Source organism: Solirubrobacter deserti (assembly GCF_027587175.1).
Classification (GTDB): Bacteria; Actinomycetota; Thermoleophilia; order Solirubrobacterales; family Solirubrobacteraceae; genus Solirubrobacter; species Solirubrobacter deserti.
In genome coordinates, this window is record NZ_JAPCID010000070.1 from 1 (window position 1) to 26,105 (window position 26,105).

22 protein-coding genes are annotated in these 26,105 nt (G+C 72.7%); 1 reads left to right on the forward strand and 21 read right to left on the reverse strand.

What is annotated here, in order from left to right; genetic code table 11:
- The coding region (locus OJ962_RS30900; protein ID WP_270006827.1) for a helix-turn-helix transcriptional regulator at nt 1-463 on the forward strand (463 nt) is incomplete at its 5' end.
- On the opposite strand, the gene OJ962_RS30905 is transcribed toward OJ962_RS30900, so the two are convergent.
- The 21 genes from OJ962_RS30905 to OJ962_RS31005 form a co-directional block, all read right to left on the reverse strand.
- Complete coding sequence (locus tag OJ962_RS30905; protein ID WP_202957621.1) at nt 450-1,646, reverse strand: hypothetical protein; 1,197 nt, start codon at nt 1,644-1,646, stop codon at nt 450-452. The two genes, OJ962_RS30900 and OJ962_RS30905, sit on opposite strands and share 14 nt — an antisense overlap.
- Nucleotides 1,643-1,951 carry a hypothetical protein gene (locus OJ962_RS30910; protein WP_270006828.1) on the reverse strand — a complete coding sequence of 103 codons (309 nt, stop codon included), beginning with the start codon at nt 1,949-1,951 and terminating at the stop codon, nt 1,643-1,645. Before OJ962_RS30910 ends, OJ962_RS30905 begins: the two co-directional genes overlap by 4 nt.
- A gap of 165 nt (nt 1,952-2,116) precedes the next feature.
- Entirely contained in the window at nt 2,117-4,195 is a 2,079-nt protein-coding gene (locus tag OJ962_RS30915; RefSeq protein WP_202957623.1) for a M14 family zinc carboxypeptidase, read from the reverse strand.
- Nucleotides 4,196-4,312: 117 nt separating this feature from the next.
- Nucleotides 4,313-5,638, reverse strand: coding sequence for a transglycosylase SLT domain-containing protein (locus OJ962_RS30920; RefSeq protein ID WP_202957624.1), 1,326 nt, complete (start codon nt 5,636-5,638; stop codon nt 4,313-4,315).
- Nucleotides 5,639-5,745: 107 nt separating this feature from the next.
- On the reverse strand, nt 5,746-6,783 hold the full coding sequence (locus tag OJ962_RS30925; RefSeq protein WP_202957625.1) for a hypothetical protein: 1,038 nt from the start codon (nt 6,781-6,783) through the stop codon (nt 5,746-5,748).
- Entirely contained in the window at nt 6,780-7,166 is a 387-nt protein-coding gene (locus OJ962_RS30930; protein ID WP_270006830.1) for a hypothetical protein, read from the reverse strand. The genes OJ962_RS30925 and OJ962_RS30930 overlap by 4 nt, the downstream gene beginning before the upstream one ends.
- A gap of 23 nt (nt 7,167-7,189) precedes the next feature.
- Nucleotides 7,190-7,480, reverse strand: coding sequence for a hypothetical protein (locus tag OJ962_RS30935; RefSeq protein ID WP_270006831.1), 291 nt, complete (start codon nt 7,478-7,480; stop codon nt 7,190-7,192).
- A gap of 387 nt (nt 7,481-7,867) precedes the next feature.
- Complete coding sequence (locus OJ962_RS30940) at nt 7,868-8,239, reverse strand: hypothetical protein (protein ID WP_270006832.1); 372 nt, start codon at nt 8,237-8,239, stop codon at nt 7,868-7,870.
- Between the two features lie 12 nt (nt 8,240-8,251).
- Nucleotides 8,252-9,091 carry a response regulator transcription factor gene (locus OJ962_RS30945; protein WP_238932289.1) on the reverse strand — a complete coding sequence of 280 codons (840 nt, stop codon included), beginning with the start codon at nt 9,089-9,091 and terminating at the stop codon, nt 8,252-8,254.
- A gap of 160 nt (nt 9,092-9,251) precedes the next feature.
- Entirely contained in the window at nt 9,252-9,929 is a 678-nt protein-coding gene (gene phoU / locus OJ962_RS30950) for a phosphate signaling complex protein PhoU (protein WP_270006833.1), read from the reverse strand.
- 25 nt (nt 9,930-9,954) lie between these two features.
- On the reverse strand, nt 9,955-10,761 hold the full coding sequence (gene pstB / locus OJ962_RS30955) for a phosphate ABC transporter ATP-binding protein PstB (RefSeq protein WP_202957630.1): 807 nt from the start codon (nt 10,759-10,761) through the stop codon (nt 9,955-9,957).
- The gene (gene pstA, locus OJ962_RS30960; protein WP_202957631.1) at nt 10,758-11,930 is read right to left on the reverse strand and encodes a phosphate ABC transporter permease PstA; all 1,173 of its coding nucleotides are present in this window, start codon (nt 11,928-11,930) and stop codon (nt 10,758-10,760) included. Before pstA ends, pstB begins: the two co-directional genes overlap by 4 nt.
- Before the next feature lies 1 nt (nt 11,931).
- A complete protein-coding gene (gene pstC / locus OJ962_RS30965) occupies nt 11,932-12,855 on the reverse strand; it encodes a phosphate ABC transporter permease subunit PstC (protein WP_202957675.1) in 924 nt (307 codons plus the stop codon).
- Nucleotides 12,856-12,917: 62 nt separating this feature from the next.
- The gene (gene pstS / locus OJ962_RS30970; protein WP_202957632.1) at nt 12,918-14,036 is read right to left on the reverse strand and encodes a phosphate ABC transporter substrate-binding protein PstS; all 1,119 of its coding nucleotides are present in this window, start codon (nt 14,034-14,036) and stop codon (nt 12,918-12,920) included.
- A 60-nt stretch (nt 14,037-14,096) separates the two neighbouring features.
- Nucleotides 14,097-14,456, reverse strand: coding sequence for a winged helix-turn-helix domain-containing protein (locus OJ962_RS30975; protein WP_270006835.1), 360 nt, complete (start codon nt 14,454-14,456; stop codon nt 14,097-14,099).
- A 35-nt stretch (nt 14,457-14,491) separates the two neighbouring features.
- Entirely contained in the window at nt 14,492-15,088 is a 597-nt protein-coding gene (locus tag OJ962_RS30980; protein ID WP_202957634.1) for an HD domain-containing protein, read from the reverse strand.
- Nucleotides 15,089-15,172: 84 nt separating this feature from the next.
- Entirely contained in the window at nt 15,173-15,934 is a 762-nt protein-coding gene (locus tag OJ962_RS30985) for a hypothetical protein (RefSeq protein ID WP_202957635.1), read from the reverse strand.
- Entirely contained in the window at nt 15,931-20,493 is a 4,563-nt protein-coding gene (locus OJ962_RS30990) for a beta propeller repeat protein (protein WP_270006836.1), read from the reverse strand. Before OJ962_RS30990 ends, OJ962_RS30985 begins: the two co-directional genes overlap by 4 nt.
- A gap of 11 nt (nt 20,494-20,504) precedes the next feature.
- Nucleotides 20,505-22,211: a hypothetical protein gene (locus OJ962_RS30995; protein WP_202957637.1), complete on the reverse strand. Its 1,707-nt coding sequence runs from the start codon at nt 22,209-22,211 to the stop codon at nt 20,505-20,507.
- Nucleotides 22,208-24,193 carry an ATP-dependent zinc metalloprotease FtsH gene (gene ftsH / locus OJ962_RS31000; protein ID WP_202957638.1) on the reverse strand — a complete coding sequence of 662 codons (1,986 nt, stop codon included), beginning with the start codon at nt 24,191-24,193 and terminating at the stop codon, nt 22,208-22,210. The genes OJ962_RS30995 and ftsH overlap by 4 nt, the downstream gene beginning before the upstream one ends.
- A 4-nt stretch (nt 24,194-24,197) precedes the next feature.
- Nucleotides 24,198-26,021, reverse strand: a complete 1,824-nt coding sequence (locus OJ962_RS31005) for a substrate-binding domain-containing protein (RefSeq protein ID WP_202957639.1) — start codon at nt 26,019-26,021, stop codon at nt 24,198-24,200.
- Nucleotides 26,022-26,105 lie beyond the last annotated feature (84 nt).

Sequence of the window (26,105 nt, forward strand, 5' to 3'; positions counted from 1 at the left end):
CTTGTCGCCGGCGCGCGGCGACGCGCCCGCCGCGGCGCCGCTGGCGCTGGCCGCCGCCGCGGCCGCTGACCGGATCCCCGCCCCGCTGGACGCGGCGAAGGCGCGCTTGCTCACCGGCCGCGCGTTCGCCGCGGCGGGTGAGAGCGAGAGCGCGAAGGCGGCGCTGCAGCAGGTCGCCGCCGACGCGAGCCGCGGCGGCGCGCTGCTCCTGCGCGACGCCGCCGCCCGCGAGCTGCGCCGCCTCGGCACGCGCGTGGCGACCCGTCATGACGCGCGGGAGCCGCTGACCGAGCGTGAGCGGTGCATCGCCGATCTCGTCGCCGGCGGGCACTCCAACAAGCAGATCGCGGCGACGCTGTTCCTCAGCGAGAAGACGGTCCGCAACGCGCTCACCCGCGTGTACGCGAAGCTCGGCGTGCGCTCGCGCACGCAGCTGGCGCGGGCGGTGGCTACGAGAAGGTGACCAGCGGGCCTTCCATGCTCTTGACGCCCGCGACGCACTCGCGGCGCGCCTGGGGCGTGGAGAGCTCGGGGCAGCCCGTGGTGCGGAACTTGCCGTCGCTGATGACGCCGAGCGTCTTGCCCAGCCAGCGGTGACAGGCGGAGGCGAGCCCGCCGCGGAAGATCTCGCCGCACTGCTTGATCAAGTCGGTCTTCATCTCGTCCGGGTACTGCATGAGGTTCTGGACCTTGGTGCCGCGGATGCACGCCACGACGTCGCTCTCGGCCTCGAGACCTGAGCAGACCGCGAGCTGGTTGACCGGGTCGGGCGGGCCGATGACGCTCGCACCGGTGACGCAGGCGGCGCGCTGGAGGCCTTCGAGGCCGGAGCAGGCCTCGTCGATCTGCTCGCCGGACTCCATCCGCGTGCCCTTCGCGGTCTCCACGAACGAGCGGTACCAGCACACGCGCACGAACTCCTCGGGCTGGGCGCCGCACAGCTCGCGCGGGTCGGTGACGAGCTTGGCCGGCTTCTTCGTGGCGTCGATGCCGTTCACCGCGAACCAGTAGTCGTGGTAGATGCCCTGGGAGCAGTCGGCGGCCGCGTCGCTGCCAAGCTCCTCGCACATCTGCAGCGACGGAGCGATGGCCTCGTTGTTGAGGCGCATGAACGCGTGGCCGAAGCCGTGCGTGCACGAGTAGCGCTGGTAGCGCGTCTCGGAGTTCGCGCACAGGCGGTTCGCGACCTTCGGCCCCGCGCGCTCGATCTCCGGCGCGACCGCCGTGACGAGGCCGTGCGCGTAGCCCGCGGAGCAGCCCGGGTCGTTCGTGCGCGGCAGGCTGTCCATCAGCTTGTCGAGCTTGAGCCCGGTGCGCAGCGCGTACTCGCGCGCGACAGTGTGCATGATCCCGTGGCAGTTGGCGAGCAGGAAGCCGCCCTGGTCGGCGTACGCGGCCTGCGTGATGCCCTCCACCGCGGCGAGCGGGTCGCCGGCGCCGTTGACGATCGCCGCCAGCTCGCGCGAGTAGCAGGCGCGCCCCTCGTCCTGGATCAGGCCCGAGCAGGTGTTCAGGTCGCCGGTGGCGGTCGGCTCGGACGTCGCGACGCCGTCCCTGGGCTCGGGCGTGCTCGCCGGCTGCTGCGGATCGCTGCCGCCGCAGCCGATCATGACGGCCGCGAGCGCGGCCACGAGCAGGCGCTTCACTGCGCGACCCAGGTCGTCCAAGAGGCCTTGGTCGCGTCGGTCGCGCCGACACGGATGTGCAGGTCGCACAGCAGCGCGGCCGTGTCGGCGGCCGCGAAGGTCACGGTGCTGCTCGCGCTGGCGGCCAGCGCGCGCGGTGCGCCTCCGCCGGCCGCGGCGAGCTCCCGCCCGACTTCCCGCGCGTAGCACGCGCGCGCCGGCTCACCGGTGAGCGCGGCGCACGTGCGCACGTTCCCGCCCGCGGCCGCGGTGGACCCCTCGCTGCGGCCGAAGGCCAGCACGACGAACGCGCCGAAGGCGATCAACGCCCCAGCGGTGACCCAGCGACGTGACGGTGACGAAAGGAACCGCAACAAGACCGTTTCCAGCGTACTCGGGGGTGGTTCGCGCCCTTCCCCCAAAGGGTTGGGTGCCTGACCGGCCACCCGCTGGCCTTGGCCGAGCGGGTGGCCGGAGCGGACAGGCGCTCCCTACGGGTTCGTGGTGGAGAGCGTGAACGTCAGCGTCTTGCTGTACGTCCCCGTCCGCAGTGGGTCGCCGGCGCCGATGGCCTGCTTGAAGGCCACCGTCACCGGGTCGTTGCTGACCGGACCGGACCAGGTCAGCAGAGGTGTGGAGGCACCCACCGGGACGGGCGCGGCGCCGGCGCCGGCGGCCGGGCTCGACGCGGCCGCGCGCAGCGGCTGCGCGAGCGCGAACGCGCCGTTGACGAGCTTGCCGGTGTTGACCGGGTCGGCGTCGCCGACGCTCAGCGTGGCGTCGCCCGCCGTGCTGATCACGTCCGCGTGCGTGCTGGCGTCGTACTCCTGCGCGACGCCCGGCACGAACGGCGGGAACGCCGCCGCACCCTTGAGCGTGAGCGAGAGCGTCGCGGGCACCGTGCCGCCGACGCCGCCGGCCGTGCACAGGCTGCGGTTGGCCATCTGGCCGCGCGCGATCTTCAGGGTCGTGCGCTCGAGCACCGTCCCGTCCGGCGCGGCGCACACGAGGTCGTACGCCTCGTCGAGGTGCGCCGCGTCGTACTGGCTGGCGCGCAGCGACGGGTTGATGTGCCACTCGAACTTCCCGCTCGCTCCGACCGTGATCGTCTGCGCGATCGCGTTCGGGAACGCGCGCACCTGCGCGGGCTGGCCCGTCTCCCACACGAGGCTCGAGCTGTCCAGCAGCGTCGACTTCGAGAGCGTGAGCTTGGTGCCCGCGGGCGCGGTGCCGGTGAGCACCGAGTGCAGCTTGGCCTCCGTCGCCGCCTCGAAGGCGTCGTAATAGAGGCCGCGCATCGTCTGGCCGGCGTAGCGCGTTCCCGTGCCCAGGTAGTTGTCGATCACGTTCTGGTACGGCGGGTGGAACGTCTGCGGGGCGCTGAAGCCCGGCGTCGCCTCGGGCGTGAAGCCGAACGCGCCGTACGCGTAGTACGCCTGCTGCTCGGCGGTCGAGGACGCTTCGTAGTAGACGTCGGTCCACGGGCCCGCGGGCCAGCCCGGCAGGTTCTTGGCCAGCCGCTGCAGCAGCTCCTCGTAGACGACCTCGTCCGCGACGACCTCCGGCTCGTTCGAGGAGCTGGGCGCGCGCAGCAGGCGCTGGTCGGGCGTGTGGTTGTTGATCGCGACCGTGACGTTGCTCTTGTTGAGCAGGTCGATCATGCCGCGGTTCTCGGGCTCGGACGCGGGCGCCGAGCCGCGGTGGTTGGACGCGGTGGCGTTCGAGGACGAGCCCGGACCGCCCCAGAACGGGATGTAGTTGCGGTTGTTGTCGACGCCGCGGTTGACGTTCGCCGCCGCGGTGCAGTCGGCGAGCGTCGGGGTGGCGCCGGCCGTGATGCGGCAGTTCTTGCGCTTCTGCTCGTTCTGAAGGCTGCGGCTGAGCTCGTAGCCGTCGGGGTTGACGACGGGGACGGCGATCAGCTTGCCCTTGCTGAGCAGCGCGTTGGCGTCGTCGCCGGGCTTGTCGTTGAGCAGCAGGTCCCACACGAACTCGAGCGTGAACTCGGCGGTCGGCCACTCGCGCGCGTGGTGGACGCCCGACAGCAGGAACGACGGCTTGGCGCCGGCGTTCGCGACGTCATGGCTGACCTCGACGCCGTAGATCGGCTTGCCGAGCAGCGAGGGCTCGCTCAGCGTGAACAGCTTGACCTTGTCCGGGTAGGTCGTCGCGAGTTGCTGGAGCTCGGCGTTGATGTCGGTCAGGGTGCGGTACGCGACGCGGCCGGTCGGCAGCGTGGACAGCGGAGCGATCCCGCGCTCGACGCGCTGCTGGCGCGCCTCCTCGGGCTCGAGGTAGTGGTCGTTGGCGCCCTCCAGGTCCTCGGTGAGGACCTTGTAGGCGTAGCCCGATTCGTCGAGGATCTGCCGGTCCTCGGGGCCGTGCAGCATCACTTCGGTCCGCTGCTCGCCCTCGTACGTGACGTCGAGCCCGAGCGCCTCCAGATGATGCAGCGCGGCGTGGCTCGTCTCCTTGAGCTCGACGAGCGTCGTCTTCGCGTGCGCGACGCCCGGCGCGAACAGCGCAGTCGCTGCTGCGAGCCCGGCCACGAGCTTGGATCGTTGGAACACCTTCCCCCCTCTGGTCAAGTCCCCTCCTGACCTTCTATCCGGCGTGGGAGGACGCTAGGGGAGCGGCGCCGAGGATGGAAACGGTTGGGTGTGGACATGTCTCAGCGCAGGAGCCGGTCACGACACCAGGCGAACTTCCAGCGCCGTGCCGTCGCCGGGCCCGATCGGCTGGCCCGCACCGCTCATCAGGCCCAGGATGCGGGCGACGTAGCCCTGCGTCTCGGGGATGTTCGGGACGCAGCCGCAGGCCTGCACCCGGCCCGGGCCCGCGTTGTAGGCGGCGAGCGCGAGCGGGACGCTGCCGAACTGGCGCAGCAGGTCGCGCATCATGTGCGCCTGGGCGTTGATCGCGCTCGTCGCGTCGAACGGGTCGTCGAGGCCGTACTGGCGCGCCGTCGCCGGCATGAACTGCGCGATGCCCTGGGCGCCGGCGGGGGACGTCACGAACGGGTTGAAGTTCGACTCGGCGTAGATCTGCGCGGCGAGCAGCGTGGCGGACACGTTCCAGCGCTGAGCGGCTTCGCGCAGCGCCGGCGCGAACCGTTGCGGGACGAAGCCGGGGACGCTGCCGCGGCCGAGGCCCGCGCGGCCGTCGCCGCCGCTGCTCGTCGACCGGGCATTGAGCGTGTACCCGTAGTGCCACGGCTCCCAGCTGTAGCGCTGCGTGAAGTGGAAGCGGCGCGCGTTGGCCGCCAGCCAGCCGTAGGCCGCGGGCGGGCCGAGGTCGAGCTCGGTGCCGTTGCGGTGCAGCGACTTCCCGGGCGGCGCCACCATTCGCGGGTCCGGGTTGCGCGCGAACAGGACCGCCTGCTCGGCGTCGGAGCGGTAGCCGCTCGTGATCGTGAGCGCGACGCCGTCCTGCTTGGCCGCCGCCTCCAGGCGATCGAAGGCCTGCGCGACGTCGGGGCGCATCGGCTTGCCCTGCCGGTACGCGAGCGGGCCGTCGTAGCCACCGCCTTCGGCGAAGCCGAGGTTCGCCGCGGCGCCGAGCTGCGCCTCGGCGGTGACGAGGATGCGCGCGCGTTCCTCATCGACCTCCACCGTGTCTCTCACGGCCACCTTGATCCGCACGGGCGCGATGGTGCGCTCGTCCGGGAAGCTGACCGTCGTGTGCGGCGCGCCGTTGGCGGCGGCCACGGCGCGCGCGGCGCTGCGGCCGAGGGCGAGATAGTCCGCCTTCGTCAGGTGCCGCGGGTTCGGCCGGCGGCGGGTGAGCGCGGGCTCGAACAGCCGCCCGTAGTTCGCGTGCATCGCCTTCGCCCCGGCGACCGCGGCGAGGTCCGCCGCGCGCTGGGCCGCCGCTTCCCGGCCCACGGCTCGGGCCAGCGCGCCGGCGATCACGACCGCGATCAGCACCCCGGCCAGACCGCCGATCAGGAGAATCGACGCCTGCCCGCGCTGCGAGTGGTCGTCTTCTCGGCCCAGCGCCGAGAGATCGAGCATTCGCGGGCGCATCGCCGCCCGTGCCCACCGCGCGTGTGCGAGGTTCGCCGCTCGCGGCCACCGAGGGCGGGCGCGGCCCCGACCCGTCCGTCGCATTGCGCGTGCGGTCATCTCCTGCTCCCCTCGTGCGCGTCGACGAGCGCACGGATCGGTCCGGCCGCGCGGATGCCGGCGCGCGACAGCTCGCGGGCCAGGCCGCGCTTGAGCGGACGGGTGGGCACGATGTGGCCGAGGCCCGCGCCCGCGGCCTGCGCCAGCGGGCCGTCGGGCTCCGTCGTCACCAGGACGGTGAGGTCCTGCTCGACGAGCGCGGCGTCGATCGCCGGCGTCCGCGGGGCCGTGACCGCGAGCACGACGGGCGCCGCGAGCAGCGCGACCTGCCAGACCAGGCTCGCCAGCTCCGGCGACGCCGGATCGAGCCGCACCCACACCAGCCGCCCCCGAACCCGCGGCTCGAGTCCGTGCGCTTCCAGCCGCGCCGCGACTCGCCGGCCCGCCCCTCCCCCACTGCTCGCCTCGGGCAGCGGCGGACCGACCACCGCGACCGTCGCGACCTTCGCGCGCGTCTCCCGCCGCAGCGCGAGCGCAAGCGCCGCCGCGACGGGCTCCGCCTCGCGCGGCCGCCCCAACACGGCCGCGCCCGTGAGGACGCCCGCGTCGGCGATGAGCGCGGCCGGCGGCACGGCCGCCGCGACCGGGTTCCGCGCCCGCCGCTTGCGCCGAGTCCGTCCCGCGGGGCCCGCCGCGGAGGGCCGAGGCGAGCCCGGCGCGGCCGCGGCCGGCGAAGAAGGAGGCGCGGCGAGCGGCGGCAAGGGCACCGGGGGCGAGCCCGGCGCGACCACGGCGGACGCGAACGGCAGCCCCGGCACGAGCGCCGCGGGCGGCGGCGATGACGGGGCCGGCACGACCACGGCCGGCGCCAACGACGCGCCCGGCACACGCGCCGCGGGCGACGCCGACGACACGCCCGGCATGACCGCCGCGGGCGACGACGACGCGCCTGGCACGAGCGCCGCGGGCGGCGGCGATGACGGGGCCGGCACGACCACGGTCGGCGCCAACGGCGCGCCCGGCGTGGATCGGGAGCCGGCGGCGGAGGGCTCGGGCTCGGGTGGGGCGAGGAAGAAGTCGAGGGCGCGGCTCATGGGGCGGACGGTCCGGCGTCGGCGTGGGCGGTTCCGGCGAGGCGGGCGGCGAGGCCCGGGATCGGCAGGGCGGTGCGGGGAAGGACGCGGACGCGCACGCGGCGACCCGTGACGGTGATCGAGGCGCGGTTGCGGGTGGACGCCGGGAGCGCCTCGCGGGCCGCGCCGCGCGGGTCCGTCTCGCCCTGGAGGAGCGCGAGCGCGCCGGCCTGGGCGGCTTCACCGGCCTGTTCGGAGGCGGTGTAGGACGCGACGACGGTGAACCCGGCGAGCGCGAGGGCGAGGACCAGCGGCAGCAGGCCCAGGAGCTCGATCGAGGCCTGGCCGCGCTCGCCACCGGGGGTGTGTCGTTTGACTCTCGGAGAACGAGAGTCAAACGACACACCCGTGATCTCGGCCGCGCGCATCACGTCTGCGGGCGGAAGTGGGAGGTGGCGCCGACCCGCCCGAGGCCCAGCGACGGCAGGATGGCCGGGACGCGGATCGACACGCGAACGTCGCCGCCCTCGCGCGTGGTGACCCGAAGGCCCCGCTCGAGTCCAGACGGGAGATGGCCGCGAGCGGCGCGTTCGGCGTCCGCGCCGACGGCGTGTGCGCGGGCGGCGGCGCGGGCCGCGACCCGCGCGTGCCAGACCGCCTGCGCCGCCAGCACGGCCTGCCAGGCCAGCGCGACGACGACGATCACGAGCGGGAGCACCGCGATGAGCTCGACGGACGCCTGGCCGCTCGCTGAACCGGCACGAGGGCCCCGCGCCCGTCGCCCGCGGACGCGCGGAAAGGCGACGCGCACGGGCCCGCGCCGCGAGGACGCGACGGAACCGGCGCCGCCCCGCGAGGACGCGACGGAACCGGCGGCGCGCGGCGGCGAGAAGGCGGCGCGGGCGGCATCGGGCGAGGGGCCTGGAGCGGCGGCGGCCCCCGTGCGAGACGTGAGCGGGTTCGGGCTCGCGGGTGGGGCGTGCGGGGCGGTCAGGCCTGCGGGGCGGACGGGGTGCGGCGGCATGCCGACACTTTCCGTCTTGGCCCTGTTGTGGGTCTAGACGCAGGTGTTACAGAACTGTGCCGGCTTTGTGCCGACTTGGTTCTAGTAGGTGCGGTAGGAGCGCCAGACGCTGTAGATGGCCCAGCCGGCGGCGCCGAGCATGAGGAGCCAGAGCATGCCGCCGAGCAGGGCGAGCTCGTTCCAGAGGCGGCTGGTGGCGATCAGGGCGAAGAGTGCGAGGGCGGAGGCTCCGTAGAGCAGGCCGCGTTGGCGTTCTTCGAGCCCGAGGATGGTGTCGCGGTGCTCCATGTAGAGGCGGTAGCCGAAGAAGAACATGCCGCCGAGGAACAGCACCGAGAAGATGTTGCGGATCGTGTTCGCGCCGGTGCCGCCGCCTGGCACGAGCCAGACGGCAACGGCGAGAAGCAGGACGATGCCGAAGTTGCGGATATGTGCGTTGCGGTCCGGGCCCACCGGACTTCAACTTTAGCCCGCGCGGGCGAAATCAGGCTCGGGAACCGTCACCGGCTCCACGGCCGGCACCGGCACGTCACTCACGCCGGGCATCGCCTCCCCGAGGGCGGCGTCCTCGACGGGCTCGGCGGAGAAGCGGTAGCCGATGCCGAAGTGGGTGTGGATGTAGCGCCAGCTGGACGACGCCTTCTCGAGCTTCGAACGCAGCTTGCGCACGAAGACGTCGACGGAGCGGTCGCCGTGGACCATCGCGTAGCCCCAGACGCGCTGGTAGATCTCCTCGCGCTGCAGGACCTGGCCCTCGGCCTCGGCCAGCAGCTGGATGAGCTCGAACTCGCGGCGGGTCAGCTCGACCGAGACGCCGTTCACGAAGGCCTGGAACTGGTCCGCGCGGATCTCCACCTCGCCGATGACGACGGGGCCCTTGTCGACGCGCACGTCGGCGCGCTTGCGGCGCCGGACGACGGCCTCGATGCGGGCGATGAGCTCCTCGGGGTGACAGGGCTTGGTGACCCAGTCGTCAGCGCCGAGCCGCAGGCCGCGGACGCGCTGGGCGACGGAGGACTGGCCCGTGCAGACGATCACGCCCAGCCCCGGGAGACGGGCGCAGAGCTTATCCAGGTACGTCCAGCCCTGCGGGCCGAGCACCGCGAGGTCGACCACGACCGCGTTCAGGCGCATGGCCACCATGGCGTCCAGCGGGACGGGGGACGCCAACACGCGGTACTGCCAACCCATTCCCTCCAGGCGCTTGCCGAGCACCTGCAGGAAACCGGTGTCGGAATCGATCACCGCGAGCCGGACGGCGGACTGACCACCCGGCGCGACGCCGGCGCGTCGCTCTTCGCTCATCGTCGTCATCTCGCCGGGAACAGTATCCAGAGGGAGGTTTGTTATCGAGGGATAAACCTGGCGGGTAACGACCTGGTTACAAACCGGAAACCGGATCCGCCGAGAACGCGGGCCAAACGTGGGCTTCTGTGACGCAGCTCCGCGCCCTCCCCCAAACGGGTCAGTTCACGTGCGACGCGTCCGAGAACTCCCGGAACTGGCCGGTGACGACGAACGCCACCTGCTCGCCGATGTCGACCGCGTTGTCGCCGATGCGCTCGATCGCGCGCGCGACGAGCATCATCGACATCGCCCACTCGCGCCGGTCGGCATCGGTGCCGACTTCCACGGCGCGCGAGAACACGCACCGGTTCAGGCGGTTGATCTCCGCGTCCTGGCGCACCAGGTCCTCGGCGACCGCGACGTCACGCAGCAGGAACGCCTGCTTGGACTGCTCGACCTCCGAGCGCGCGAGCTTGCCCATCTTGAAGATGTACTCGAGCATCTGCTCGTCCTTGGGCGGCTCGTAGCCGACCACGGGCAGCATCTTCGCGATGTTCACGCACTGGTCGCCCATCCGCTCCACGTGCTTGATCACGTGCAGCAGCGCGGCGACGAGCCGCAGGTCCGACGCGACGGGCGCCTGCAGCGCGAGCAGGGACAGGATCCCCTGCTGCACCTCCAGGTAGCGCCCGTCGATGCGATCGTCATCGTGGATGACGATCGAAGCGAGCTCGATGTCCTGGTGCTCGAGCGCCTCGAGGGTCCGGTCCATGGTCTTGACGACCAGGTCGATCCCGCCGAGGGCCTGCACCTCGAGCTCGCGCAACTCCTCCTGAAAATGCTGACGACCGCCCACGATCTCTCTCCGAATCGGGGGGATGTCAGCCGAATCGGCCGCTGACGTAGTCCTCGGTCTCCTTGTGCGTCGGGTTGGAGAAGATCTTCTCCGTGGTGTCAACCTCGACGAGCCGGCCGGGCTTGCCCGTGCCCTCGATGTTGAAGAACGCCGTGTTGTCGCTCGCACGCGACGCCTGCTGCATGTTGTGCGTGACGATCACGATCGTGTACTCCTTCTTGAGCTCGGTGATCAGGTCCTCGATCGCGAGCGTGGAGATCGGGTCGAGGGCCGAGGCGGGCTCGTCCATCAGCAGCACGTCCGGCTCGACGGCCGTCGCGCGGGCGATGCACAGGCGCTGCTGCTGGCCGCCGGACAGGCCCATGCCGGGCTTGCCGAGACGGTCCTTGACCTCGTCCCACAGATTCGCGCCGCGCAGCGCGCGCTCGACGATCGCGTCCAGGTCGGACTTCTTGATCTTGCGCGAGTTGAGCTTCAGGCCGGCCGCGACGTTGTCGTAGATCGACATCGTCGGGAACGGGTTCGGCGCCTGGAAGACCATGCCGATCTGGCGGCGGACCTGGACGGGGTCGGCGTCGGCGGCGTAGATGTCGACGTCGTCGAGCAGGACCTCGCCGTCGGCGTACGCCCCCGGAACGAGCTCGTGCATGCGGTTCAGCGAGCGCAGGAACGTCGACTTGCCGCAGCCGGAGGAGCCGATGAGGGCCGTGACCTTGTTCGGCTCGATCGTGATGTTGACGCCCTTGACCGCCAGGAAGCTGCCGTAGTACAGGTCCAGGTCGGTGGCCGTGATGCTCTTGGCCTGGACGGGCGTGTGGGCGGGAGCGGTCATCGGATCTCCGTGCCGAAGCGGCGGTAGATGAAGCGAGCGGTGATGTTGAGCACCATGACGATCAGGATCAGCACGAGCGCGGCGGTCCACGCGCGATCGATCGACGGCTCAGGCGGCACGCCGGGGGACTTGTAGGAGTTGAAGGCGAAGACCGCGAGGTTCTGCATGCGGCCGTCGAACGGGTTCACGTTCACGGACGAGACGACGCCCACGGTGATCAGCAGCGGCGCGGTCTCACCGATGATGCGGGCGACCGCGAGCACCACGCCGGTGACGATGCCGCCGAGCGCCGTCGGGAGCACGACCTTGACGATCGTGCGCCACTTGGACACGCCGAGGGCGTAGGACGCCTCGCGCAGCGAGTTCGGGACGATCCGCAGCATCTCCTCGGTGGAGCGCACGACGATCGGGATCATCAGCACCGACAGCGCGACCGAGCCCATGATGCCGAGGCGGATGCCCGGGCCGAAGAAGATCGAGAACAGCGAGAACGCGAACAGGCCGGCGACGATCGACGGGATGCCGGTCATGACGTCCACGAAGAACGTGAGCGCGCGCTTGAGGCGGCCCTGGCCGTATTCCTGCAGGTAGATCGCGGCGAGGATGCCGATCGGCACCGAGATCAGCGTCGCGCAGCCCGTGATGATCAGCGTGCCGTAGATGGCGTGGACCGCGCCGCCGCCCTCGCCGATGACGCCGCGCATCGACCACGTGAAGAACTCGCCGTCGAAGCGCGCGGCACCGCGCGAGACGACGGTGTAGAGCAGCGAGATGAGCGGCGCGAGCGCGAGCGCGAAGGCGGCGACGATGGCGTAGGTGAAGCCGCGGTCGGTGGCGCGGCGCTTGCCCTCGACGGCGCGCGAGACAACGTACTGCGCGGCACCGCCGACGACGACCGTGCCGACGACCCAGAGGGCCCAGTTCCACCCGATGGCCGCGACGAGGCCCGCCATCACGACGGCGGTCGCGGCGACGATGCCCCACGGCGCCCACCCCGGGAGGACCTTGCCGGCCACCTGCACGGGCGGACGCACGCGCGCCGGCGCGGCGACCGTATGAGCGTCCTCGGCGTGCGCGTGGGCGTTGGACGCCAACGAGCCGAGCCCCGGCACGTCGGCGTTGGGGTCGGTGTCGGTCACGTCTTCCCGTTGAGTCGGTTCGGTGCTCATCTCAGATACGCATCTGTCGGTTGATCACCGTGCGCGCGGCCATGTTGACCACGAGCGTGACGGCGAAGAGGACAAGACCAGAGGCGATCAGGGCGTTGACCGCAAGACCGGAGGACTCGGGGAAGTCGAGCGCGATGTTGGCCGCGATGGTCGAGGGGTTGCCCGAGCCGATCAGGTCGAACGTGATCGCGCCGGAGACCGAGAGCACGATCGCAACGGCCATCGTCTCGCCGAGCGCGCGGCCGAGGCCGAGCATCGACGCCGAGATGATCGCGGACTTGCCGAACGGCAGCACGGTGAGGCGGATCATCTCCCAGCGCGTGGCGCCGAGGGCGAGCGCGCCCTCCTGCAGCCGGCGCGGCGTCTGCTCGAACACCGAGCGCGTAACCGCCGTGATGATCGGCAGGATCATCACCGCCAGCACGGCGGCGACGACCAGCATCGTGCGCCCGGTGGCGGACGCGGGACCCTCGAAGAACGGAAGCCAGCCGAGGTTGTCCTCGAGCCAGCGCAGCAGGCCGACCGAGGCCGGGCCGAGCACCGCGATGCCCCAGAGGCCGTAGATGACGCTCGGGATCGCGGCCAGCAGGTCGATCAGGTAGCTCATCGGCTGCGCGATCCGCCGCGGGGCGATGTGGCTGATGAACAGCGCGACCGCGACCGACAGCGGCACCGCGATCACGATGGCGATCGTGGCCGCGATGATCGTGCCGAAGGTCAGCGGCCAGATGTAGGCGAGCAGGTTCTCGCCGCCCGGGAGATCCTCGGCACTGGCCGTGATGGCCGGCCAGGCGCGGACGATCAGGAAGAGGGCGACACCGGCGAGCGTGGCCAGGATGACCACGCCCGCTCCGGTCGCGAGGCCTCGAAAGACGCGGTCCCCGGCGCCGCCCCGGGCGGGCCCGCCGCGAACTACTGACTGCAGGTCGTCGACGTTGGTCGAACTCACGTCTATCTCAGCGCTCCTGTGCTTCTTCGGGTGGTGGGCTAGCTCGCGGCGATCGCGTCGACCGCGGGCTGCACCTTCTGGCGAACAGCATCGCTGATCGGGGCCGAGCCCGCGTTCGAGGCGGCCGCTTCCTGTCCCTCAGGGCTGATGATGTAGTTGATGAAGCCCTTGACGAGCGCGCCCTGGGCCGCGTCGTCGTACTGCGTGCAGGCCATAATGTAGGAGACGAGCACGATCGGGTACGTGCCGGCCTCGGTCGTCTCGCGGTTGAGGTCGTACGTGAACACGTGCGCACCCGGGTCGTCGGTCTCCTGGGACGCCTCGACGATCTTGGCCGCGGCCTCGGGCGTCGGGCCGACGAACTCCTCGCCGACCTTGATGCTGGCCGTGCCCAGCTCGCCGGCCTGAGAGGCGTCGGCGTAGCCGATGGCGCCCGCGCCGGCCTTGACGGCGTCCACGACGCCGGACGTGCCCTGCGCCGCCTCGCCGCCCTTGACGGGCCAATCGCCGCTGATCTCGAAGTCCCAGACGTCAGGGGCCACGGCGGCGAGGTACTCGACGAAGTTCTCCGTCGTGCCCGACTCGTCGGCGCGGTTGACCACCGTGATGCGGTCGCTCGGCAGCTGCGCGTCCGGGTTGTCGGCCTTGATGGCCGCGTCGTCCCAGGTCTTGATCTCCTGCTTGAAGATCTTCGCCACCGTCTCCGGCGAGAGCTGCAGGTTGTCGACGCCCTCGAGGTTGTAGATGACGGCGATCGGCGAGATGTAGGCCGGAATCTCGATCAGGTTGTCGGGGCCGCCGCAGCGCTCCTGGGCGCCGGTGAGCTCCTCGTCGGCGAGGTGCGCGTCGGTGCCGCCGAAGGCGGTGCCGCCGGCGACGAACTGCTCGCGACCGCCGCCCGAGCCCACCGGGTCGTAGGAGATGGTGGCGCCGGGGTTGGCCTCGCCGAAGCCGGCGATCCAGGCCTGCATGGCGGCTTCCTGCGAAGACGCACCGGCGCCGGCGATGTTGCCCTCGAGCTCCTCCGCCGCGGGCGTGCTCTCACCACCGGCAGCCGGGGTGTTGGTCGGCTCCTCCTCGTTGGAGGCACCGCAGGCAGCCAGCGTCAGCGCGGCGGCGAAGGCCACGCACGCCGGCATGAACCGCTTCGAAATCATCGAACCCTTCCTTCTGTATCCATGAGCCGGCGACCCTGGCAGGCCGTCGGCGCAAGTCTGTTATCGAGACGTTTCCGACCTGTGAAAAGGATGTGAAGGCTCCGGCTGGAACCGGTAGCCGAAGCCGAAGTGCGTGTGGATGAACCCCCACTCCGGCAACGCGGCTGCGAGCTTGGTCCTCAGCTTGTGCACGTACACATCCACGGACCGATCCTGTCCGCGTAGCGGCGCTCCCCACACCGTCTCGTACAGCTCCTCGCGCGCCACGATCCGCCCCTCACGCCGCGCCAGCGCGGCCAGCAACTCCAGCTCGCGGACGGACAGCGACAGCGTGCGACCGCGGGCCCGGGCCAGGTGCTCTGAGGGTCGAATCTCCAGGTCCCCGGCAACCAAGACTTCGATCGGCTCACTTGTCTGCACGAGCCGTACCTTGTGCGGCAAGCGCCGCGCTCCGGTTACGCGGCCGTGAACTCGCTGTTATCAGGTTGTGAAGGCGGCAGCACGTCGAGCGCCCACAACTCGAACTCGAGCTGATCCACGAGCGCGAGGTCCTGCGTGCTCGCGCGCAGCATCTCCAGGCTGGCGCGGTAGTGCTCCAGTTTCCGGCCCAGCAGCTCGCTCGGGTCGCGGATGGCCTTCCCGCGCAGCTCGCGCACCTTGGCGACCTTGTCGGCGGCGTAGATCGCGCACGCGTCGCGACCGGCGGCGGCCACCTGGTCGCGCAGCGCGCTCTTGCGCGCCGCGTAGGCCTGGATGCTCGGGTTCTCGGTGACGGCGGCCACCAGCCGCGCCACCCGTGAGCCGAACCGCCGGTGCACGTCGTCGAGCGTGACGCTGGTGTTCTCGACGATGTCGTGCAGCACGCCCGCGGTCACCACGTCGTCGTCGAAGTCGCGCCCGTTGAGCAGCGACGCCACCTCCAGCGGGTGCAGGACGAACGGCGCCTGGTCCACCTCCCGGCGCTGATCGGCATGCATGATCAGCGCCCACTCGACGGCGCGGCGGACGGGAGGACGGGTTTCGGCGAACGGCGGCAGGCGTGTTGTCAGCACCCTGTCCAAAGTATCGTTCACAACTGCCGCCTTGGCGGGCTGAGCGTCAAGCGGATCAAGCCGCCGGGTTCCGCGGGTGGAGCGTCAGCCCTCGGTCTCGCCGGCGCTCTGCCCCTGGGCCTTCATGAAGCCGCAGCGGAACGCCTCGGGCGAGGAGATCGGCTTGCCGCCGGCGAACCCGCCCTTGTCCCCGTTGTCGTAGACCGTCACATACTGCAGCGTCTGCGGGTACGGGTTGGCGGCCAGCGGCACCGGGTCCGGCTCCCCCGCGCGCGGATCGCCGCGCGAGCCCTCGGTCACGCCCTGCGACCCCGCGGCCGAGGAACCCGCCTGCGTGGTGATCAGCGTCGAGGACATCTCCCGCCGGTCCTTGAGGCCGTCCGTCGCGTCCACGTCCGGTGAGGAGGAGACGGGCGCGTCGTCGATCGTCGAGGACAGCTTCACGCGGTCGGCGGCGCCGATCAGCTGCGCGGCCGTCGGCAGGAAGCCGCCCGCCTCCACGCACGCCTTGGACGCGTACGCGTAGTCGTTCTTGCCGATGTCCTCGTTGGGCACCGGGTGCGGCGAGGCCTCCAGGCACCAGGTCCCGAGGTCCACCGTCTGCGGATCGCAGTTGAGCTGCAGGTCCTGCGCGCGCAGCGTGCCGAGGCGGTCGGCGCGCCGCGCGGACGCGACCTTCGGGATCGCCTTGGCCGGGAACTTGCCCTTCTTGTCCAGCTTGAGGACCGCGTTCGGCTTGGGCTTGGACACGACGTTGACGACCGCTTGGCGGGCGGCGTCGGCGACCCCCGTGAACGAGACGGTGAGGGCGAGCAGCGCGATGATCAGCGCGGCGTGTTTCTTCATGGACGGCGTCTCCGGTACGGGAGGGTCGGCGGGTGATGGACGGAGGCGGTGGCGATGCTGCGGTCCCGGCGCTTGAGGCCGAGGCGCAGCGTCGCGCCCGCGAAGGCGGCGAGGATCACGAGGCCGTAGAGGTAGACGCCGACCGGCCCGTGCTGCTCCGGGAAGTACGCGACCGCCGCCGACGAGGACTCGGGCGCGGCCTCTTCCTCACGCTTCTCCTCGTAGACGCGGATGACCGCGCCGCCGGGCGGGATCGGGCGCGCGAACGCGCTCGCCGGCGGCGGCGGGGCGGCCGGGGTGCCGCTCTTGGGCTCGGTGCGGCGCGCGGGCGGCGTCGGCTCGGGTGTGACCACCGCGGTCGGGAACGGCGTCGGCTGGGGACGCGGGCGTTCGCGCTCGCGTTCGCGCTCGGGCTCGGACTGCGGCAGCGGCGGCGCCGGAACCGGAGGCGGGGCCGAGTTGGGAGCGGGCGCCGGAGCGGGCGCCGGGGGCGCGGCGGCGGCGTCCGGCGGCGGCGGCTGCGTGAAGCGCTCCGGGTTGAGCGGACGCGTGCCGCACGGCCGCTGGACCTGGCCGGCGAGGACGGTGACGACCGTGCTGTAGGAGAGCCCGCCGGCCTTGACCGTGACGGTCGTCTTGCCCGCATTGAACGGGCAGAACAGGCCGGAGCGATTGTCGGTGATGACCTTGTCGTCGGCGCCGAGCAGCGGCTTGCGCAGGTTCGTCGACGCGGGGTCCCGGGCCACGAAGTCGCCGATGTCGGGATCGCTGGAGGTGAACTCGTACTCGGGCACGATCCGGGTCGCGCACGTGGCGCCCGCGCACGGCTGGGGAGGGAACGCCGTGTACGGGTCCGAGCCCGGAGGCTGCGGGTCGCCGCCGCCCGCGACGGCGCCCCAGCGGTCGCCCGCGGCCGGGCGCCGGCCGAGGCCCTCGAACAGCGACGGGCGCGAGCGGCGCACCAGCGTGCCGTCGACGGCCTGCAACGTCAGCTCGGACACGATCGGCAGCAGCCGCGCGGTCACGGGCGCGCGGTTGGTGGCCGGGTCGCGCTTGCTGGTGTCGACCTCGGCGAGCAGGAGACCGGCGTCGCCGAACACGGCGTCCGGGCCGTTGGTGGTGTTGGCCAGAGGCGAGCGGTAGCTGAGCGTGCCCGTCCCGAACGCGGGGATCGTCTGGGTCGCGCCGCTCGGGATCGGGTACACGCGCGTCTCCTCCGGGCGTTCGAAGAAGTACGCGGACGCGCCGCCGTCCACGAGCAGCTTGGCGATCTCGTCGCCGTCGCCGGCGACGTTGAGCGCGGGCGCGAAGCGCGAGTTGAGGTCGCGGCTGCCCATGACGATCGCTGGGATGCCCTGCGCCTTGGCCTGCGCGAGCATCGCGGTCAGCCACGGCTTCTGGGGCTCGAGCGGGTTCTGGTGCGGGTCCGAGGCCTCCAGCGAGCCGCGCGAATTGTCGATCACGATCACCCTCACGGTCCCGCCGCGCCCGGCCGAGTCGAACGCGTAATGCGTACGCGCGCCGGGAGCTGCGACCGCTGCGCTCCCGACCGGGGCGACGCCCGCCGCGGGCAGGCCGCCGCCGAACGGCGCGGGCGCGCCCGAGAACGCTGAGGTGAACGCCGCCACCGCACTCGGCGTGGCCGTCGCCGTCGGGGTGGGGGAAGCGGTCGCCGCCCCCTCCGCCGTGTCGGCGGCGGAGGGAGCGGCGTAGGCCGGTGCGCCTGGGAGCAGCAGATCCGCGAAGCGCGTGGCTTCGCGACTGTCGAGTGGCTGCTCGTCTGGCAGACGCCCGCCCGTGTAGAGGAGCATGCGCGGCCCGCCCGGCTGGGCCGCGAGCTCACCGACAAGGTTCTTGGCCGCGCGCAGCGTCACGTCCGGGCCGAGCGCGTTGTCGCGCAGGTCTGCGCACTTGGACGCGCATTCGGCGTGGCCGGCGACCGCAAAGCGCGCGACGGCGGCCTCCAGGTTCGTACCGGTGCGCGTGACCGACGACGGTGGCGGCGGCTGCGCGCCGGTCGCGTAGCGCAGGACCGCGGCCGTCTGCACGCGCGTGCGGTCCGCGCGGCCCTGGGTGGAGCGGTTGCCGTTGCCGCGGCCGGCGGCGTCGGACTCGCCGCTCCAACCGCCGAGCGCCCAGCCCTCCCCGTTGCCGTCCACGAGCAGCGCCGCGATCGGGTCCGACTTGACCGGGCGGTCGGCGGTCGTGCCCGCGAACGCGGTGCGCTGCTCGTCGCGCCAGCCCGTATCGGTTTCGCGCAGCAGGTAGCCGTCGGCGGGCAGCGGGAACGGCGGGATCAGCGGCGGCGGCGAGTCCGGCCCGACCTCGGGGATCAGGTCCGGGACGGGATACGGCAGCGCGGGCTGCACGGCCGCGAGCGCGCGTACCGAGCCGCCCGAGCGGAACGCGGCCAGCGCGACCGGCGTCACGCCGAGCAGCGGCTGCGAGGAGAAGCGCCACGGCGTGCCCGCAGGCCCGTCGCGTTCGATCACGAAGTCCGGGCCGCCCGCGACCGCGCTGCCGTCCGGCAGCCCGGCGACGACGACGATCTGGCGGTTGGCGGCCGGCAGCGTCGCGAACAGCGCGTGCACGCCCTCGTCCGCGTGCCACGCGCCGCCCTCGTTGACGAGCAGGTCCGGGCCGGCGGCGACGAGCGCCTGGCTGCCGGCGAACGCGACGCTCGTCAGGTGGCGGCCGGCGAAGCCCTCCGGCAGCGGCTCCTGCGTCCACGTCTTGTCGTAGCGCAGGAGCACGCCCTCCTTGCCGACGGCGTAGCCGCGCAGCGGGTCGCCGGCCTGGAAGGCGACCCCCATGAGGTTGCCCTCGAAGCCGACCGGCGCGGCGGGGTCGCGCTCCCACAGCCCGGTCTCCGCCCGCCACAGCCACATCGTGCCGAGGTCGCCGACGGCGTGCGCGCGCGCCGGCTCGGGCCACGCGACACCGCGCAGCACCGGCTTGGACACCGCGCCCGACGAAGAGAGCAGGAACTCACGCGTCCAGCCCGAGCCGGCCGCGTAGCGCAGGACCGTGCCCTCCTGGCCGACGGCGAGCGCGCCGGAGTCGACCGAGCCGACGGCTTGCCCCGGCGCACTGATCGCGGCCGTGAGCGGGGCGCGGGCCGCAGCCGGCCACGAGCGCAGCAGGTCCGGGCGTGCCCCGGCGCCGATCTGCACCGGACCCTCCAGCCAGCCCTGCGTCGGTGAGCGAAACGCGGCGCTCGGGCGGAACGAGCCGCCCGCGCCCGGCATGCGCTCGAAGGCGTTCCCGCGGCGCACCGCGTAGGTGCCGCGGTTGTCCTCGTCGGCGCCGCCGGGCGGCAGCGGGTTGGAGATCACGCGCTCGCCGCCGGCGAAGCCGATCGAGTGGTAGCCCGAGCTGCGCGAGAAGCGGATGCCGAACGGGTGGTCGCACGCGGGGTCGTCACACCACGAGGTGACGCTGCCGTCGGACGCGCGCAGGAACGTGGCGTCGGTCGGCGCGGGGTTGCCCGAAGCGGCGCGCACGCCCGCATCGATCCAGATGCCGTCGGGCGTGACCGTCAGCGGGTCGCCGGCCGCCGACAGCGGGGAGAGCGCGAGGCCGCTCGGCAGCGTGAGCGGACGCGGCTCCCACTCCGCACCGCTCGTGCGCTCGAACAGCGCGAGCTCGCCGTCACCGTCCGCGCCGAGCAGCCAGGCGTTCGTGCCGGAGACGTCGAGCGCACGGATCTCGAACGCGTCCAGCTGGTCGCCGGCGAGCTCGATCGGCTCGCGCGTCCACGTGCGCGCGCCGTCGTCGTAGTGCAGGACGGTGTCCTGGACGCGCCGGCCGAGCACGCCGAAGAGCGCGTGCAGCTCGCCCGCGTCCTCGTAGGCCGCCGGGGCGACGCGCCCGGCGCCGTTCTCCTCGGCCACCGTCTCGGCGCGGTTGGGCGCGGGCGGCGGGGTCGGCGTCGCGGTCACGGTGGGGGTCGCGGTCGCCGTGGTCGTCGCCGTCGCGGTCGGCGTGGCGGTCACGGTCGGCGTGGCGGTCGCGGTCGGCGTGGCGGTCACGGTCGGCGTGGCGGTCACGGTCGGCGTCGCCGTCGGCGTCGGGGCGGGGTCCGCCGGCGCGAGCAGGCCGGCGGGAATCGCCGGGGCCTCGCGGAAGCGCCCGCCGGGCTTGCGCACCAGCACGCTCACGCCGTTGTCGCCGCGCCCGACCAGCAGGCCGCCGCCGTTCGAAGTGATGCGCGCCGCAGCGCGGTTCGGCGTCGGCCCGGCGATCGTGGCGCCGTTGGCGTCGGCCGGCGTCTCGACGACCTGCCAGCCCAGTCCTTCGCGGTGGCGCAGGAACGCGAGCTGGCGCCCGTTGGTCCCGAGCGCGCCGATCTCGACGCCCGCCGGCGGCGCGGCCTCGCGCGAGAGCACGCGGTAGCCCCACGTGTCCTCGCCGGACACGCCCATCAGCACCGTGGCGTCGTCCGCGGTGCCCAGCGCCGGCAGCGCCGTCACGGCCGCCGGGTTCTGCGCGTCCGCGCCCGTCGTCAATCCCCACGCCACCGCTGCCGCCAGCACCGGCGGCGCGAGCAGCGCCCACACCCGCCGCATCCTCAGCCTCCCGTGGTGGTGACGGTGTCGTCGGTGGTCGGGGTCGTCGTCACCGTGTCGTCGGACGGCGGCGCGAGCTGGGACTCGTCGAGCGTCAGCTCCTTGGTGCGAAAGCGCAGGGCCGTCGGCCACTGCTTGCGCGAGAGCTGCAGCTTGAGCGTGTGCTTGCCCTTGTTGAGCGTGCGGTTCTTCGTCTTGGCGACGGTCTTGCCCTTGCGCCGCGCGATCAGCTGCACGCGCGCCTTGCGCGAGACGGTGAACGTGAGCGACAGGACGAGCTTCTTAGACACCTTCGGCTTGCGGACGTTGCGGATCAGCGCCGCCAGCGGCTCGGGCTCGGCCTGCTCGGTCGGCTCGGGCTCGATCGCCACCGGCGGCGGGGCGAAGCGCTGGGAGTCGTCGGCCGGCGGCGCGTCGGGCACGAACTGCTCGGCGGCCTCGTTCGGGCGCGAGGTGATCGGGCCCGCGAACGCGGGGTCGGTGTCCTTGGCCGGGCGCGTGCCGTCCGTGTAGTGGAACAGCCAGCCGGCGTTGGTGACCATCCAGCCGTCCGTCGGCGACGTGAACGCGATCCGCGCGGCCGCCCCACGGCCGGAGCCGGACGCGGGCAGCGACTCGACCGTCGTGAGGCCCGTCCGCGCGTCGATGCGCGCGAGCTGGGCCTTGACGTTCGTGCGTCCCCGCTCGGCGAACGGCACGAGCGCCGCCCACGCCTCGCTGGTGCCGGGCACCGCCGCGACGTCCTCGAAGCGATCGGCGGGGCCGAACGTCGGACCGGTCAGCGCGAGCTCGCGCGTCGGCCCGCCGACGCCCACGGCCACGAGCGGCGGTCGCTGGACGACGCCGTCGACGCCGCGCGCGGCTACGGCCGGGCCCGACGCAGCGCCGCCGCCGACCGCCCACGTGACGCCGCTGTCGCTGTCCAGGGCGAGCAGCTCGGTGCCGCCGTCGGCCTCTTGGGAGGGCAGGAACGGGTCATCGCTGAAGACGGTGCCCTCGATGCGCTGGAGCAGGTACGCGCGCGACTCCAGCGGCGGCGGGTCCGGCGCGTCGGGCGAGCCGCGACGCGGGCCGACGGCGGAGGACTCCAGGTAGCCCGTGGCGGTCGCCTCGATGTCGGTCACCGCGCGGCCGCTGCCGGCGTTGTAGACCGTGCGCAGGCTCGCGCCGTCCCAGTGCAGGTGGAAGGCGCCGACGCGCGTGCCCGTGGGGTCACGCGAGCCGATGCCGGCGAACCAGCAGTCGTTGACCGCGCGGCAGGCGGCCGCGTGCATCTGGCGGTACGGGTCGGCGGCCGTGTCCGCCGTCGAGTAGGAGCCGACGACCTGGCCGTCCTTGAAGCGGCACAGCGCCGTGCCCGAGCCCTGGCGCGGCCGGCTCGGCTCCGAGACGGTCCAGAACTCGTTCGCGGCCGCCCAGGCGATCCGCATCGTGTCCCCCGGGCCGCCGCAGACGGTCGACAGGGTGTGCCACGACTCGCCGTCGTAGGCGAGGATGCCGCGCGGCACGACGCTGTTGCCCTCCACGCCGAGCAGGCCGCGGTTCGGTGCCCAGAACGTCAGCGAGCCGGGAGCGCCGAGCGCCACGTTGAACGGCGCGCCGGCGGGCGGCGCCGGCTGCTCCAGGCGCCAGACAGGGGCCGACTGCGCGCTCGCCGGGGCGACCGCGCAGCACCACACCCACAGAACCAAGACAGCGAGTCGTCTCACTCGACCGGCGGCTGTACCGAACGCCGGCCGTTGACCGGCAGGTCCGACTCCAGGGTGACGGGCGTGAGCAGGGCTTCCAGCGCGAGGCCGGACACCGTCTCGTGATCGAGCAGCACCTGCGTGATCTCGCGCACCGCGCTCCAGTTGGCCTGCAGGATCACGGTCGCGCGCTCGAGCGCCTCGGCCACGATCCGCTCGACCTCGTTGTCGATCAGGTCGAGCGTCGCCGGGCCGACGGAACCGAGCTCCTGCAGCGATGCGCCGAGGAAGACCTCGCCGCCCTGCTCGCCGATCGTGACCATGCCGAGCTTCGCCGACATGCCGAACGAGGTGACCATCGAGCGCGCGAGGTTGGTCGCGGCGTGCAGGTCGTCGTTGACGGCCGTCGAGACGACGCCGAACTGGACCTTCTCGCCCGCGGCGCCGGCGAGGATCGCGCACAGCTGCCGCTGCAGATCGTGCTCCTGCATGACCGTCACGTCCTTGTCCACCAGCTGGGACGCGGACGTCCCGAGCGTGCGCCCGCGCGCGACGATCGAGATCTTCTGCGCGCCCGAGCCGGTCGACTGGCCGACCGCGCGCGCGACGACCGCGTGCGAGGACTCGTGGATCGCGATCACCTGGCGTTCGCGCACGCTGAGCACGTGCGACTTCTTCGCCGGGCCGGCGACGACGCGGTCGATCGACTCCTCCAGCGTGGCCTGGTCGATCGTCTCGCGGCCCTCGCGGACCGTCAGCAGCGCCGCCTCGTTGACGACGTTCGCGAGCTCGGCGCCCGAGAACCCCGGGCACAGCTTCGCGACCTCCATCAGGTCGGCCGACGGGTCGATCGGCTTCTTGCGCGCGTGCAGCTGCAAGATCTCGTAGCGGCCGTGCACGTCCGGCGTGTCCACGACGACCTGGCGGTCGAAGCGGCCCGGGCGCAGCAGCGCCGGGTCCAGGATGTCCGGGCGGTTGGTGGCCGCCATCACGACCAGACCGGAGTCGCCCCCGAAGCCGTCCATCTCGACCAGCAGCTGGTTGAGCGTCTGCTCGCGCTCGTCGTTGCCCTGGCCGATGCCGGCGCCGCGCTTGCGGCCGGCGGCGTCGACCTCGTCGATGAAGATGATCGCCGGGGCCATCTTGCGGGCCTTGGCGAACAGGTCGCGCACGCGGGCGGCTCCGACTCCGACGAGCGACTCGACGAACTCCGCGCCGGAGACCGAGAAGAAGGCCGCGTCGGCCTCGCCCGCGGTGGCCTTGGCGAGCAGGGTCTTGCCCGTGCCCGGAGGGCCGACGAGCAGCACTCCCTTGGGCGGCGCCGCGCCGAGCGCGAGGTACTTGCTGGGGTCTTCGAGGTAGTCGCGGATCTCGCGCAGCTCGACGACCGCCTCACCCGCGCCCGCGACGTTCGCGAACGTGATCGAGTTGGCGGACTTGGCACCGCGCTTGCGGCCCTTGCCCTTGAAGTTCGAGAAGGAGGCGATGCCCCCGGCGCCGCCGTCGGCACCGATCCGCGTGAAGAGCGCGAACAGGCACACCAGCAGCAGGATCGGGACCAGGAACTGGACGAGGATGGCCTTCGCGGGCTTCCCCGCCTGCTGGTCCACGGTGACGACCGCGCCGTTCTCGCGCAGCGACGTCATGAGCGCGGTCGTCTGCGCGTCCGACTCGGGATACGCGGCCCAGAACTCCGCGCCGCCGGACGTGTCGGCCACGACCCGCGAGTCCTGGTCGAGCATCGTCGCCCGCACGATCGACTTCGCCTCCGAGTACTGGAGCATCGTCGAGAACGGAATCTCCCGGCCCGACGACGACGGCTGCGTGCCGCCGAGCAGCGAGAAGAACAGGACGGTCAACGCGACCGACGCAACGAGCAGGAACGCCGAGAAGCGGTCCTTGAGAAGGGGACGAACCAGCCCCCCGAGCAGTGTCCCCAGGCTCCCGACTACGCGCGAGAAAGCGCTGGGGCGGCTCGCGAGGGCTGGCTTGTCCCGACTCATTTCCCTACTTCTTCGAGGACTTGGGCTGCTTGACCGTGATCGTCTTCGTCACGGTCTTCGCGCTGCCACCGGTCGGGGTGTACGTGATCTTGAGCGTGAACTTGAGCTTCTTGTCCTTGCGGAGCGCGCTCTTGGCCTTCGAGTTCAGGCTCAGGGAGATGGTCTGCGAGCCGGCCTTCGTGACGTCGACGGTCTTCGTCGCGAGCTTGACCGCCTTGCCCTTCTTCGGCTTGGCCGAGGACGTGACGCTCACCTTGCCCGGGCCGGGGAACTGCAGCGAGAGGCGGATCGTGGTGCCGACGGCGCGCGTTGAGGCGAGCTTGGCGTCGTTGCTCGGCGCCGCCGGGGGCGGCGTCGTGCCGCCGCCACCGCCCGCGGGCGGATTGTTGGTGTCGCCGCCACCACCGGGCGGCGGGGGCGGCTGCTCGTCGCCGCACGGACGGCCGGTGCCGCCCTTGTTCCAGCCGATCGCGTTCACGCCCGCGCGCGCGACGTCGAGGATGGCGCCGGGCACACGCGCGTAGTCGCTCCCCGGCAGCGTGGCCTGGCCGGCCGGCGACACGACGGCCTTCGTGAAGTAGTCCTTGATCGTGCGGGCCTTGGCCTCCTCCGCCGGCGACTTGCAGTACACGACCGCGTTGTCGTCGAAGAGCAGGTTGTAGGTCAGCGTGCAGGCGGCGTAGCCGTCCTCGCTCATCGAGGAGTCGGCGTTGGTCCAGTCCCCCAGCGTCGAGCTCGGGATGCCGGTCGGCTGGACGGCGGTGCAGTTGGCGCCACGGTCGGCGACCGGGGTGTTGGGCTTGTAGCCCTGCGCGTTGGCCTGCGGGTCGAAGTAGTTGCCCGTGTCGGTCGTCGAGCTCTGCAGCGGCAGCCAGAACGTGCGGTCGATCGGGGCGGCCGCGCCGTCCCACGTGTACGCGCCGGCACCGCGGGCGCGGGCCGTGGCGAGGTCCACGTAGCCGAGCGTGCCCGGCGTGGCGAGCGCCAGGTCGGTCAGCGCGGAGCCGCCGTCGGTGGCGGCCTTGACGACCGTGGTCGCGCCCGTGTCGTTCGGCCAGGCCGCGCCGCCGGCGCGGGTCTTCCAGTCCGCGGCGTTGGCCGGGTCGATCTTGGCCAGCAGCTGGCGCAGCGCGTACGTGGTGCCGGACGAGTCGCGGCGCACCGCGCGCTTGATCGGCGCCTGGCGGCAGGTGTTGTCGTTCGGCAGCAGCGTCGGGATCAGATCGCCCCACGTGGCGGCGGTGCCGCGGAACACGTCCTCGAGCGCCGTCAGCGCCGTCTTCGGGCGGTCACGGAACAGGTCGTTGCCCACCGCGCCGTAGTCGACGCAGCCCGCGGGGAGGTGCACGAGGATCGCGATCGCGCCCATGGCGGCCGGGACGACGTGGAGCGGGCTGTTGTCGGCCGCGGTGAGGTCCGTTGTCGTGCCCGGGACGACCGCGCCCTTCTCCATCTGCTCGCGCTGCGCCTGCGTGGGCGGCTCGTCGGAGCCTGCCCAGCGGACGCTCGGATCGCGGTCGCCGTTGGTGTTCGGCGCGCTGCGCTCGCCGAGCGCACGACGGCCGGCGCCGGACCCGGCGCCGTCCCACGTCAGGGCGTTGAGGGCGGCCGCTCCGCAGCCGTCGCTCTCGGTGCCGTACAGGCTGCGAAAGCCGCTGAACGCCGTGTTCTGGAACGACGCCCCGCGACCGGGGGCCAGGGAACCGCCGCATTCGGCGAGGGTGAACTGCGCAGACGCGCCGGGCGCGACCATGAGCATCGCGGCCAGCGCCCCTCCGACGCTGAGCGCGAGGCGGCGCCGTCGCGGGCTGGGCCCGAACGAAGACATGAGCTGGGACGACTCCTTAGAAGCAGACGAGACGGGGTTTCGCGCCGGAGCGACCGGGCGCACCTGCCCTTCCGGGGCAAGGAC

What these genes read in the sequence shown, in the direction of transcription:
- OJ962_RS30920 (WP_202957624.1), bottom strand. Translation starts at nt 5,638, where the DNA reads ATGCTCGATCTCTCGGCGCTGGGCCGAGAAGACGACCACTCGCAGCGC.
- OJ962_RS30925 (WP_202957625.1), bottom strand. Translation starts at nt 6,783, where the DNA reads ATGAGCCGCGCCCTCGACTTCTTCCTCGCCCCACCCGAGCCCGAGCCC.
- OJ962_RS30945 (WP_238932289.1), bottom strand. Translation starts at nt 9,091, where the DNA reads ATGAGCGAAGAGCGACGCGCCGGCGTCGCGCCGGGTGGTCAGTCCGCC.
- pstB (WP_202957630.1), bottom strand. Translation starts at nt 10,761, where the DNA reads ATGACCGCTCCCGCCCACACGCCCGTCCAGGCCAAGAGCATCACGGCC.
- pstA (WP_202957631.1), bottom strand. Translation starts at nt 11,930, where the DNA reads ATGAGCACCGAACCGACTCAACGGGAAGACGTGACCGACACCGACCCC.
- pstS (WP_202957632.1), bottom strand. Translation starts at nt 14,036, where the DNA reads ATGATTTCGAAGCGGTTCATGCCGGCGTGCGTGGCCTTCGCCGCCGCG.
- OJ962_RS30985 (WP_202957635.1), bottom strand. Translation starts at nt 15,934, where the DNA reads ATGAAGAAACACGCCGCGCTGATCATCGCGCTGCTCGCCCTCACCGTC.
- ftsH (WP_202957638.1), bottom strand. Translation starts at nt 24,193, where the DNA reads ATGAGTCGGGACAAGCCAGCCCTCGCGAGCCGCCCCAGCGCTTTCTCG.
- OJ962_RS31005 (WP_202957639.1), bottom strand. Translation starts at nt 26,021, where the DNA reads ATGTCTTCGTTCGGGCCCAGCCCGCGACGGCGCCGCCTCGCGCTCAGC.